This is a genomic window from Bacteroidia bacterium (assembly GCA_041391665.1).
Classification (GTDB): Bacteria; Bacteroidota; Bacteroidia; order J057; family J057; genus JAGQVA01.
The window spans coordinates 1,320,219-1,332,518 of record JAWKNO010000002.1 but is presented as its reverse complement, the minus strand read 5'-3'; the positions used below and the strand labels follow the sequence as shown (position 1 = coordinate 1,332,518).

At 44.7% G+C, this 12,300-nt stretch carries 7 protein-coding genes; 2 read left to right on the top strand and 5 right to left on the bottom strand.

What is annotated here, in order from left to right:
- Positions 1 to 175 precede the first annotated feature (175 nt).
- The 4 genes from R3D00_17180 to R3D00_17165 all read right to left on the bottom strand — a co-directional run bounded on the left by R3D00_17180 (position 176) and on the right by R3D00_17165 (position 6,756).
- Positions 176 to 547 (bottom strand): energy transducer TonB, encoded by a 372-nt coding sequence (locus R3D00_17180; GenBank protein MEZ4774921.1) that lies wholly within the window; start codon positions 545 to 547, stop codon positions 176 to 178.
- A 229-nt stretch (positions 548 to 776) separates the two neighbouring features.
- On the bottom strand, positions 777 to 3,398 hold the full coding sequence (clpB, locus tag R3D00_17175) for an ATP-dependent chaperone ClpB (GenBank protein ID MEZ4774920.1): 2,622 nt from the start codon (positions 3,396 to 3,398) through the stop codon (positions 777 to 779).
- Positions 3,399 to 3,535: 137 nt separating this feature from the next.
- Complete coding sequence (rnr, locus tag R3D00_17170) at positions 3,536 to 5,740, bottom strand: ribonuclease R (GenBank protein ID MEZ4774919.1); 2,205 nt, start codon at positions 5,738 to 5,740, stop codon at positions 3,536 to 3,538.
- 23 nt (positions 5,741 to 5,763) lie between these two features.
- Positions 5,764 to 6,756 (bottom strand): aldo/keto reductase, encoded by a 993-nt coding sequence (locus R3D00_17165; GenBank protein MEZ4774918.1) that lies wholly within the window; start codon positions 6,754 to 6,756, stop codon positions 5,764 to 5,766.
- Between the two features lie 90 nt (positions 6,757 to 6,846).
- Between R3D00_17165 and R3D00_17160 the strand changes: the two genes are divergently transcribed.
- Both R3D00_17160 and R3D00_17155 read left to right on the top strand, forming a co-directional pair.
- Positions 6,847 to 8,745 (top strand): PhnD/SsuA/transferrin family substrate-binding protein, encoded by a 1,899-nt coding sequence (locus R3D00_17160; protein ID MEZ4774917.1) that lies wholly within the window; start codon positions 6,847 to 6,849, stop codon positions 8,743 to 8,745.
- Positions 8,742 to 11,054 carry a TonB-dependent receptor gene (locus R3D00_17155; GenBank protein MEZ4774916.1) on the top strand — a complete coding sequence of 771 codons (2,313 nt, stop codon included), beginning with the start codon at positions 8,742 to 8,744 and terminating at the stop codon, positions 11,052 to 11,054. Before R3D00_17160 ends, R3D00_17155 begins: the two co-directional genes overlap by 4 nt.
- Here R3D00_17155 and R3D00_17150 read toward each other — a convergent pair.
- Positions 11,043 to 12,296: a DUF6786 family protein gene (locus tag R3D00_17150; protein ID MEZ4774915.1), complete on the bottom strand. Its 1,254-nt coding sequence runs from the start codon at positions 12,294 to 12,296 to the stop codon at positions 11,043 to 11,045. The two genes, R3D00_17155 and R3D00_17150, sit on opposite strands and share 12 nt — an antisense overlap.
- Between the last annotated feature and the right edge of the window lie 4 nt (positions 12,297 to 12,300).

Below are 12,300 nucleotides of genomic sequence, written 5' to 3'. Positions count from 1 at the left end.
AAGAATTTCACTGAAAAAGGTTCAAACAACATGCCAGATACCTGCTTTTGTGAAACTATTTTCGGACAAAAAACCGACGATTCTTACAAAGAAAAACCCCTGTACAGAAGCTACTATACAGGGGGAATCAAATGAAAACAAAAAGTTTCTTTATATCATATCGCTGAGAGCGACTTTAATTGTGAAAATGAAAGGGGATATTTACCCAAAACTTAACAGGCTGCCCATCTCTGACCGCAGGCGTGAAGTACAGATTATTTACGTAGGAGTCACAACTTCTTCCCAAAAGTGGGTGTGCCTGGGAAATGACTTTATGCTTGAGGTAGTTTCCGTGCTCATCTACCAGTACCCGCACGATGACAGATCCTTCAATTCCCGCTTCTTTTGCAACAGAAGGATAACCAATTGCATTACTCACTTCCATATAATTGATAGCAACCGGCTCTTTATGTACAAACACAAAATCGTCTATAGCCGGCGTACGGTAATTGTCTCTGATCTGACAATGGCGTTTCTGAGACATTCTATTGCCGGATCTATGCTGCATATGCGCAGAAAATTCCTTGTGGCAACTCTTGCGGGGACGCTCAAAGTTTCTGGTTTCCATCCATTTCGCTGTCGAAAAGACGAAAGCAAAAATAGTGAGCATGATCCAAAATCGTCTTGTACTTTCAGGCATAAATTGTTGTGATTATCTATTCTAAATAAAACTACGAATTTATTCTCAGATGTGTTGTCCGAAATCCGAAATTTTTATAAATAATCTAACCTTGTCATTATTCGGTCGTCTTTTGTTTTTCCTGATCCTGAGTAAATCGTATTCTCCCATTCTGAATGGAGATATTGATCATTGAATCTCTGGATACAGACCCTGAAAGAATTTCTTTAGAAAGGGCATTTACAACTTCTTTCTGAAGCAATCTTTTAACAGGCCTTGCACCAAACTGAGGATCATAACCCAGGCTGGCCAAAAATTCGAGCACGGGCTCTTCAAAATGAAGGGTTATGCCCATCTCTGCCAATTTTACACATAAATTGTCAACCTGGATTTTTACAATTTTTTTCATATCCAGTTCGCTCAGCGGAGAGAAAACAATCGCTTCATCAACCCGATTGAGAAATTCCGGGCGAAGATGTTTTTTCAGCAGATCCAGAACCTGATCTTTAATGATGACCATCAGGGCATCTTTGTTATTGTCGGTAAGCTCCTCAAATTTTTCCTGAATATAATGCGCGCCTATATTGGAGGTCATGATAATAATTGTGTTTTTAAAGTTCACAACCCTGCCTTTGTTATCCGTAAGACGTCCATCGTCCAATACCTGGAGTAAAATGTTAAAAACATCAGGGTGAGCCTTTTCGATTTCGTCGAGCAGCACCACAGAATACGGTTTGCGTCTCACCGCTTCTGTCAGTTGTCCACCTTCTTCATAACCAACATATCCGGGAGGCGCTCCTACCAGGCGACTGACCGAATGTTTTTCCTGATACTCAGACATGTCAATCCGCACCATTGACCGTTCATCATCAAATAGGAATTCTGCGAGTGCTTTGGCAAGCTCGGTTTTGCCCACACCGGTAGAGCCCAGGAAAATAAACGAGCCTATTGGCCGGTTAGGATCTTGCAGACCTGCACGGCTACGCCGTATGGCATCAGAAACTGCTTCAATGGCCTCCTCCTGCCCGACTACCCTTCGGTGAAGTTCATCTTCGAGTCTGAGTAGTTTTTGCCTTTCGCTTTCAACCATCCGGCTAACCGGGATTCCCGTCCAACGGGCAATGATTTCAGCGATATCTTCTGCTTCCACTTCTTCCTTTAGCATTCGCATATCTGACTGATAATCTATCAGCTGCTGATTCAGTCTTTGGATTTTTTTCTCCATCTCCACAATTGCGCCATAACGGATTTCCGCTACTTTTCCAAAGTCAGCTCTTCTTTCTGCTTCTTCGGCTTCGACTTTAAGATCCTCAACCGAGGATTTCGATTTCCTTATTTGCTGAATAATATCTTTTTCTGTTTCCCAATGCGCGCGAAGGCGTGTTCTGTCGACTTCGAGATTGGCTAGCTGCTCTTCGATTTCCTCAAGTTTTTTAGGTTCTTTTTCTCGTTTCAGGGCTTCCCGTTCGATTTCGAGATGGCGAACTTTTCGCTCGATTTCATCGAGCGCTTCGGGCATGGAGTCCATCTCCAGCCGGAGTTTAGCCGCTGATTCGTCAATCAGGTCAATCGCCTTGTCAGGGAGAAAACGATCTGATATATAGCGGTTGGACAATTCTGCGGCAGCGACTATCGCGGCATCGGTAATTCGCACACCATGATGCACTTCATATCGCTCCTTAAGCCCCCGAAGAATAGAGACGGTATCTTCCACGCTGGGCTCGGCAATTACCACAGTCTGAAACCGCCTTTCCAGTGCTTTATCTTTTTCTATATACTTCTGATATTCATCGAGTGTCGTTGCGCCAATGGCACGGAGCTCGCCTCTGGCCAATGCGGGTTTCAGAATATTAGCTGCGTCCATAGCACCATCTGTTTTACCGGCTCCAACGAGGGTATGGATTTCGTCAATAAACAGAATAATGGCTCCTTCTGCCCCAACAACTTCTTTCAGTACGGCTTTCAGCCTTTCTTCAAACTCTCCCCGAAACTTGGCTCCGGCGATCAATGCCCCCATGTCCAGAGAGAAGATGGTTTTGGATTTCAGATTTTCGGGTACATCTCCCTGAATGATGCGAAAAGCAAGCCCCTCTGCAATTGCCGTTTTACCTACACCGGGTTCTCCTACCAGTATAGGATTGTTTTTGGTTCGGCGGGAAAGAATATGAATTACCCGGCGGATCTCATCTTCCCGGCCTATCACCGGATCCAGCTTCCCTTTGCGGGCCATTTCGTTAAGATTGCGGGCGTATTTCTGAAGTGCATTATATTTTGCCTCAGCATTTTGGTCTGTGGCGCGGTTCCCTCCCCGTATTTCTTCAATTACAGCATTCAGATTTTTTTCGGTAACGCCTTGCTCTTTTAATATAGCGGAAATGCCATTCTTCGACTTCACTAGCGCGAGAAGTAAGTGTTCGAGGGTTACAAACTCGTCCTGCAACCGGCCGGCTTCCTTATTGGCAATTTCGAGGGTTGCATGCAGGTCATTGGATAAATAACCGCCTCCCGTAGCTCCTTCGACTTTCGGATATGTTTCGAGGTATTCATCGAGCTTTTTCTCAAGGAAGGTAATATTTACGCCTATTTTCCGCAGTATAAAGGGAATGATGCTATCATCCAATATCAACAGGGATTTTAGGAGGTGTCCTGTTTCGATAGATTGGTGGCGAAGATCTTTGGCCACTTCACTTGCCCTTTGGATCGATTCCTGGGCTTTTATAGTATAATTATTAAAGTTCATTTTTGTATTGTATTAGCTATGTGTTTGTATTCATATTAATACTTGCAAATCGCCTTCCATTACAAAAAAATGCGCCATTGTGGCGCATATATAAAGCTTTTTATGACATCATGACGCTGAGAAAGTACTTAAAAATACTACTGTTCCACTTCTCTTTTCCCAATCATAATCATGTCTACTGAACGGCGTTTTAAGTCTGTACCGGAAATCTCTACAATCACCGGGTCTCCCAGCCGGAAAACCTCTCCCGTATCTTTGCCACGGATACAATAATTTTCTTCATCATATACATAGTAATCATTTTCCAGGGTACGTACCGGCACAAATCCTTCACACATGTTTTCAGTCAGTTCGATAAAAATACCTGCATCAATCACACCGGATATTACGCCGTCAAACTGCTGGCCGATTTTATCTTCAAGAAATTCTACCTGTTTGTACTTGATAGATGCGCGTTCTGCTTCTGCCGCGGTTCTTTCCTGATTAGAGCAATGTTTGAGTTCCTGCTCCAGCACAATTGGATCCTGTTTGTAGTCTTTATTTCCATACTGGGTAAGTAAACGATGGATCATCATATCTGGATACCGGCGGATCGGACTGGTAAAATGAGAGTAGAACTGAAATCCAAGCCCAAAATGTCCAATATTTTTAGTGGAATAAATGGCTTTGGCCATAGACCGGATCGCAATGGTCTCGATGACATTTTTTTCAGGTGTATTTTGTACCGACTCCAGTAACTTGTTAAGTTTTTCTGATGTCCCTTTATTTTCCTCAAAATTCACATCGTAACCAAAGTGGCTGACAAAACGGCCAAGTGTGGACAACTTTTCGGGATCTGGCTTATCGTGAATGCGATAAACAGACGGCAGCGGCGGATTGCTAAAAATGTTAAAAATGTATTCTGACACCCGGCGATTGGCCAACAACATGAAGTCTTCTATCAGCCGGTTGGCATCTTTCATTTCTTTTCGAACGACTCCCAGAGGGTGGCCGTTTTCATCGAGTTTAAATTTGACTTCTACACTTTCAAATTCGATGCTGCCTGCACCCATCCTTTTTGCTCTGAGCTTTTTGGCAAGGGTGTCGAGCGTGATCAGTTCTTCACGAAACGGCCCATCCGCTTTTCCATCCAGTACATCCTGCGCCTCGTCATAATGGAAACGATAGTCGGAGTGAATCACCGTGCGCCCAATCCATTGATGGAGAATCTTCGCTTCGCTATCCATCTCAAATACCGCAGAATAGGTTAGTTTATCCTCATTGGGGCGAAGACTGCACACCTTATTTGAAAGCTTTTCGGGCAACATCGGCACGGTACGGTCCACCAGATAAACGGAAGTTGCTCTTCGGAATCCTTCCCGGTCAATGGCACTACCCCGCTTTACATAATGTGAAACATCTGCAATATGTATCCCTACTTCATAATTGCCGTTTTCCAGCTTTCGCAGGGATAAGGCATCATCGAAGTCTTTAGCATCGATAGGGTCGATGGTAATTGTCGTGATTCCCCGAAAGTCTTTCCGTTTTGCGATTTCACTTTCCGTGATTTCCTCTGAAATATTTTCGGCTTCCTGCTCTACTTCTGGCGGGAAATTAGGGTCAAATCCATATTGAAGGAGAATGGCGTGCATTTCGGTATTGTGCTCACCAGCTTCACCGAGAACAGACAAAACTTCTACTTCCGGTGAACGTTTTTCCCAATTCAGCAGTTTTGTCCAGACTTTTTGCCCGTCTTTAGCTCCATTGAGGTGTTCGTTGGGAATATAGAAGTCTATATTAATCCTGCGGTCATCGGGCAGGAGAAAAAATCTGCCAGGAAGACCTTCTTCGACTGTACCTACAAATTCAGTTTTTGCACGATGGACAACTTCTATCACTTCTCCTTCCATTCGTCCATTTTTCCGTCTTCGCTTGATCAGCCTGACTTTTACAATGTCTCCATTCATGGCTTTACCCATGCCAGAGCTATTAATAAATATATCAGAGCCATTTTCTACCAACAGAAATCCGACACCGCTGCGGGTTACCTCCAGCGTTCCGGTAAGGGATTCAGGTATTGCGAGGAATTTGTATTGCCCTTTATCGAGGTATTCTGCCTGGCCTTCCTCAACCAGGAGATCTGCCAGGGAGTGAATTTTGGTATTAGGAATTTCGTTGTAAAGACCCGTTTCTGCAGCAATCTGTTTGACTGAAAACGACTTATTGCGGTTATTCTTCAGAAGAGCAAGTACGGCTCTTTTCCAAAGTTGATCTTGTCGGTTGCCCTTTTGATTCTGTGATTTTTTTGTCTTGAGTTTTCGTTTGTTTTGTGATTTTTTGTTAGACAAGTTTCTTTTTGTCATGGTTGATTATAAATGGTTAAATATTAAGATTCTTTCAGAATCCGTTCAATTTCAGCTAGTTCATCTTCTGTGAAATGTTGATTTTTTAATGCGCCCAGGTTATCTGCCAGTTGTTTTTCTGCGCTCACCCCGATCAAAACGGAGGTTACTTCCGGCAGTCGTAGCGCCCACATCAGAGACATCTGTGCCAGGGATTGTCCCCGGCTGGCAGCAAGTTCATTCAGATTCTGCACACACCTGATACGTGAAGCCGTTACTTCATGTTGCTGTAAAAATCCTTCGGGCCTTGCGGCTCTCGATCCTTCGGGTATTCCTTTCAGGTATTTATTGGTGAGCAAACCCTGAGCCAAAGGAGAGAAAACAATACAGCCTATTTTTTCCTCCCTGAGCACGTCTGTCAGCCCATCTTCTATCCACCGTTCAAACATAGAGTATTTAGGCTGATGAATTACGCAGGGTGTCCCTAAGTTTTTTAAAATCCGTGCAGCTTCACGGGTTTGCTCTGCGGTATAATTAGAGATTCCGGCATACAGCGCTTTTCCCTGCCTTACCACCTGATCCAATGCCCCCATCGTCTCCTCCAGAGAAGTATGGGGATCGGGTCGGTGAGAATAAAATATATCTACATAATCAAGGCCCATCCGTTTCAGACTCTGATCCAGAGATGCGATCAGGTATTTACGTGAGCCCCATTCTCCATAAGGGCCGGGCCACATCCGGTAACCCGCTTTTGAAGAGATAATCATCTCATCACGGTAAGAGCCAAAATCTGAGGCCAGCACCCGCCCAAAGTTTTCTTCAGCCGAACCGGGAGGCGGTCCATAATTGTTGGCAAGATCGAAATGCAATATTCCTTCATCAAAGGCTCTGTGAAGGATTTTCCTGAAATCTGAATAAATATCTACGCCCCCGAAATTATGCCATAAACCCAGAGAGATGGCGGGAATAATAAGCCCGCTATCTCCACAACGATTGTAAGTCATGGAGTCATACCGGGAATGAGATGCTTGATACATAAATGACTCTATTGAGGTAAGGATTGGTTTACCTGCAAATTAGTAAATTTTCTTTATTTTTACTGCCATCTTTTGGGGGTAAAGTGAATTATGATGAATCAGATTTTCAATGTGGTAGTGGGAGTTGTCTTTGGCTTATTTTTTATGCCCGGCTTATTTGCTCAGGTACCGACTCCGTTGCGGGTTGGGGTCATACTGAATCATTCTTCTGAAGATGTGATCACATCATTCGATTCGCTGATGCAGTATGTCGCCGGGAAACTGGGTACAGAAGCGGTGGTCGAAATCGTTGCAGAAGAAGATCTGGCATCCCGTCTGGAAAAAGGCGATTTTGATCTGGGTGTGTTTTCTCCCTTTGCGTATTTGAAAGCACGTCAGAATTTTCCGGGGCTGGAGGTATTCGCCACACATGCTATCCGCGGCAAAAAATCCTATCAGGGTTGTATTTTGGTCCGAAAAGAAAGTGGAATCAAATCACTGGAAGGACTGGAGGGGAAAAATTTCCAATATGTCAATAAAACTTCCACCGCCGGATACAAATATCCCCGGGGGGCTTTATGGGAACATGACCTGGATGTCGATCGTGGATTTTTTAACTATGATTTTTCCGACGAACATAAACAGTCTCTGACCAAACTCCTGAGAGCAGAAACAGATGGTATTGCAGTTACAGAAAGTGAGATGGAATATCTCGACCCGGAAGATAAACAATTGCTCCGGTGTCTGCTCACCTATGAAATCCCTTACGATGCTTATGTGTTTCGCTCAACGCTTTCTCATTCGGTGCGTGAACAGATAAAAAAAATCATGTTCACTGCACACCATGACCCTGCTGCCCGACGCCTCTTTTCAGATCAGCAGGGAATCGAAAAATGGGTTCCTCAATCAGAATTTGCCTACAAAACCCTTCAGCGATATCAAAGGGTAATCAGGGTTAAACCTGCGCTTCAGCTGACTATGGAAATCAAAGCAGCAGCCCTTGAAAAACTTAGTACAAAAGGAGATTTGCTGGCCATTATTGAGGAAAATATTATCAGCAAGCTCAATGAAAGCGGCAGGTTTTCTTCTGTAGGTAACCATTCTCCTGAAAGTCTTCACAAAGCCTCTCTGAACATCGCTCTTATCGGCGATATATATGAATGTTCTGTATTTCTGAATGATAAACTCATCCGTCAGTCGGATTTTTCTGAAGCTGACCTGCGCACCAGTTTACCCAAAGAAGTGAAATATGCCGTTCTGGAAAATATGATAATTGAATGTGAAGTGCTCGCCAACGAGAAAAAAGAATGGTTTATCACATACGGCATAGATGATGGAATTACGCCGGAAGAGTATCGGTTCGAACTGATTGAAACCGGAACAGAACTCCTGCTAAAAAGAATGAGTTTTTTGAATACTTTCTTCCAGGTCAGTCCGGAAATTAAAGAGGGCATGACGGTGCATATTCATTACCAGCCGGGAAGAGAAGAATTAGCGTTCAGCTCATATACCCCAATCGATCAGGAGAAGCCCCAATTTTGGGATAGCCTGGATAATGTATGGGGTGTCATAGGTTTGGTTGTGGCCTTTCTGTCAGTTGCTATCGGGAGTTATTTTACCAATACGAAGAAAAAACGATTTAAAAATCTCCTTTATAGCTGCAATGATGCACTTTTGCAGTATTTGAAAGGCCATGCCAATGCCGAAGAACTAATCCTCCAGAAAAAAGCAGAAATCAATCAAACCTTAGAAAAAGGGCTTATACGGGAAGATCAGTTTCTGATCCTCATTCACCGCCTGGAAGATATTGAATATGTGATCAACGATTACTTTCACGACATCAGTGCGATAAGTCCCAAAATCAGGGCAGAAATTGATATTATTATTAAAGACAATATCATTACAGAAGGGGAATACACCCGTATTATCGCCCTGATCAAATCATCTTTTCGAAGCGGTTCTCCTCAACCTCCTGCGACTCCTGGCTCACCCCTAAATACTGACGTATGACCCTTTTTTCCCTTTCCTCCTTTTTAAGACAATGGCTCACTACAGCAATTGTCTTTACCCTGATTCCATCCGCAATTTATGCGCAAACCAGCCTGCGTGGCCGAGTATTTGATGCCTCCCACCAGCAGGCACTTACCGGTGTTTCGATTCGCACCACAGATGCTGCAGAGATGACATTCTCTGGCCCCGACGGGAAATTTGAAATCCCCGTCAGGCAGTTCCCTGCAATTATTATTGTTTCTCTTTCCGGCTATCAGACTGACACAGTATCCGTTTCCGGAAAAGATGATTTTATAGGTATTCCGCTCACGGCCAGCATCGGCGATATTGATGAGGTAGTGTTATCAGCGTTTTTTTCGGGTCGTACCTTGCTCGAACAAAGTGGCGGTGTGGCAGTACTTGGCGAGAAAGAACTTCACCGAGACGCACCCATAATTATTGCACCCGCACTCAACCGGATACCGGGTGTATTTATGCAAAGCGGCACCATCAATACCAACCGGATTACGATACGAGGGATTGGCTCCCGAAGCTTGTTTGGTACAAACAAAATCCGCGCATATCTCAATGAAATTCCCCTGACCGGCGGAGATGGGGAAACTACGATTGAAGACATTGACCTGAGTCTGATCAACCGGGTTGAAGTGCTAAAAGGGCCCGCTTCCAGCATTTATGGCGCAGGTCTGGGGGGCACGATCAATCTCAGTACTGGAAAACCTGACTATCGCCGCATGAAACTCAGCACGGAAACTATGGCCGGATCATTTGGGCTGCTGAGAAATGTTACCACATGGGAACAAAGCGGAGATCAGGGCAGTCTTTTGATTAATTTTAACAATACCCATAGTGATGGATATCGGGAAAATAATTCTCTGGACAGGCAGTCAGTAACCATTATGGGACAAAGCTATGGAAGTGAGAAAGATATGGTCTCTGTAATTGCCAGCCTTATTTCCATGAAAGCTTTTATCCCCAGTTCCATTGACAGCACAACTTTTACAGACAATCCGCAGGCTGCCGCATTTACCTGGAATAAAACCAAAGGCTATGAAGATTATACCAAGGCATTTGCAGGTATTTCACATCTCCATAATTTTACTTCATCGGTCAGTCACAACTTTAGCTTCTTTGGCAGTTTCAGGAATTCCTGGGAGCCTCGCCCTTTCAATATTTTGAGTGAACAGAACCAATCCTATGGCCTTCGAAACCGTTTGGTAATATCTGGAAATGCCGGAAATATCCCTTTCAAACTTCAGGCTGGCGGGGAATATTTTTCCGAAACCTATGACTGGCAAACCTATATCAATGTTGGCGGTCTGGGCGGATTAGGGGCGATTCTCAGCAATAACAATGAAAGCCGCACCTACTACAACCTTTTTGCACAAACGGAATGGGCGCTTACCGAAAAAACCCTGCTGACGGCGGGGTTAAACTTTAACCATACCCGCTATCTTTTGAGCGACAGGTTTACGCCTGACAGTGTGGATCAGTCAGGGGAATATTCCTTCTCCCCTACGCTATCGCCCCGCTTGAGCATCAATCACAGATTATCTCCTCATACTGCACTTCACATGAGTGCCAGCCACGGATTTTCACCTCCTTCGTTAGCCGAAACCCTGACCCCCGAAGGCCTGATCAATAATGATATCCAGCCCGAAACCGGATGGAATTTTGAGGTGGGAAGCAGGGGAAGACTTTTGGGTGAAAGGTTATTTTACGACATCAGCCTGTACAGCATGCAGATACGGAATCTGTTGGTTGCGCGTCGGGTCGGCAACGACGAATTTGTTGGCGTAAATGCAGGCAAAACCGACCATAACGGAATGGAACTCGCCCTTCAATATCAGATTGTGAATACCAGGGCGGTGGCTTTGGATGTGTTTACCACCTATACGCTCACCCGATACCGGTTTCAGGAATTTGTTGACGGAGAAGCTGATTACTCGGGAAATATCCTCACGGGTACTCCGCCACAGGTTTTCAACGCTGGTATCGATTTTTCTGCTACCTGGGGATTGTATGCAAATGCAAACTTCCTGTACGTGGATGCTATGCCCATGCGGGATGATAATACCCGGTACACACAAGCTTATCAGGTTGTTAACCTGAAAATGGGGTTTAGAAAAGATATACTAAAAACACTGACTGCTGACCTGTATGGAGGAATCGCCAATGCGTTGGATGAGCGATATGCCGGGATGATTTTGGTAAATGCAGCAGGCGTAGGCGCAAATCAGCCCAGGTATTATTATCCGGCATTGCCGAGAAACTTTTTTGCAGGGATCAAACTTTCCTGGCTATTGCGGTAGTGCACGGGCAATCTCCTCCGTCGTTACGCCCAGAACCTTTTGGGAAATCAGGCTCAGAGACGCTTCATTTCCTGTAAAATGGAACGTAGTGTGAATATGAGACATAGACTCTCCCGGCTTCAAAAAAGCGGCAGGGGAAGAGGTTTCCAGTTCATAAAATGGCCCTAGTTGACCGCCGTCTTCCAACGGACCGTCATTATACGCATTGATTACATCGCCTGCGAAGGGATGATCCTGGAGGGCCCACATAGAATTGACATAAGTGTCTGTACCTTCATGGACAGAATACCGGACGATGGTTAGTACATGGCCGGCCGCATCATAACTGCCTGCAAAAGGTGTGTTTCGGTGCGGAGACAAGCCGATTTTACTCCTGAATTTTCCGTCAGCCTTCAGGAATAAGACACTGTCCGCTACCAAAAGTCGTTCACCGGGAATTTCTCCAAAATATGCATCATTGACAACGGGACCCCGTTCTTCAATGGTACCCGTACGATATGGGATGGCAATCGTCGTCGAAGGTGAGGGCTTTAACATTCCAAGAATCCAGATCGAGAGTGCACCGGTTTCCGGTGTCCATGCGTTGGTACCCCGATTGGTTATCTGTGTTTCTGATTCAAATCCAACAAAATCTACCCCCTGATCCGGAGTTATTCCGATAATTTCTCCCACCGATTCAGAACTTAGTAGTTTTATTTTCCGCGAAACAGCCAGATCAAAAGTATTGCCGGAATGGTTGAGCAGGTGAATATCGCGCTCAAATAAAGCTTCGGTAGAAGAACTGGAAATAAGTGGAAACGGCTCACTGTCTATCGCCGGGGGTACAAACCAGTTTGCAAATTCGAATGATTTTCCCGGAGCAAAATATACAGAAAACTGTCCGCCTTCAGGGCCTAGCCAAAAGCGATCCTCTCCCCCAAACGCATGTATGTGCGCTTCCTGTTTGCCTGAAGAGATTAAGTCATAGTTCAACCAGCCAAAGCTGTTGCCGCTTCTGCCAGCGGCAGAACTTGTCATAACCCTGCCCTGATATTCAGGGCTGATGAGAACAAAACTATTGCCATCAGAAAGTTCAACGACCTGCTGGTGTTTTTTTAGAAAATCAGCATCAAAGCCATAAGTGCCAGGCTCATAAGAATTCTCTGATAAGGTTTTTTTATCAGAAGATGTACAGGATGTTGTGAATATCATGCAGATAATCATCAAAGGCAAATAGCGGGAAATACAGTGCAGCGGTTTCATCAGT

Coding starts and splice junctions, on each gene's coding strand:
- R3D00_17180 (MEZ4774921.1), bottom strand. CDS start 547: ATGCAGCATAGATCCGGCAATAGAATGTCTCAGAAACGCCATTGTCAG.
- clpB (MEZ4774920.1), bottom strand. CDS start 3,398: ATGAACTTTAATAATTATACTATAAAAGCCCAGGAATCGATCCAAAGG.
- rnr (MEZ4774919.1), bottom strand. CDS start 5,740: ATGACAAAAAGAAACTTGTCTAACAAAAAATCACAAAACAAACGAAAA.
- R3D00_17165 (MEZ4774918.1), bottom strand. CDS start 6,756: ATGTATCAAGCATCTCATTCCCGGTATGACTCCATGACTTACAATCGT.
- R3D00_17160 (MEZ4774917.1), top strand. CDS start 6,847: ATGATGAATCAGATTTTCAATGTGGTAGTGGGAGTTGTCTTTGGCTTA.
- R3D00_17155 (MEZ4774916.1), top strand. CDS start 8,742: ATGACCCTTTTTTCCCTTTCCTCCTTTTTAAGACAATGGCTCACTACA.
- R3D00_17150 (MEZ4774915.1), bottom strand. CDS start 12,296: ATGAAACCGCTGCACTGTATTTCCCGCTATTTGCCTTTGATGATTATC.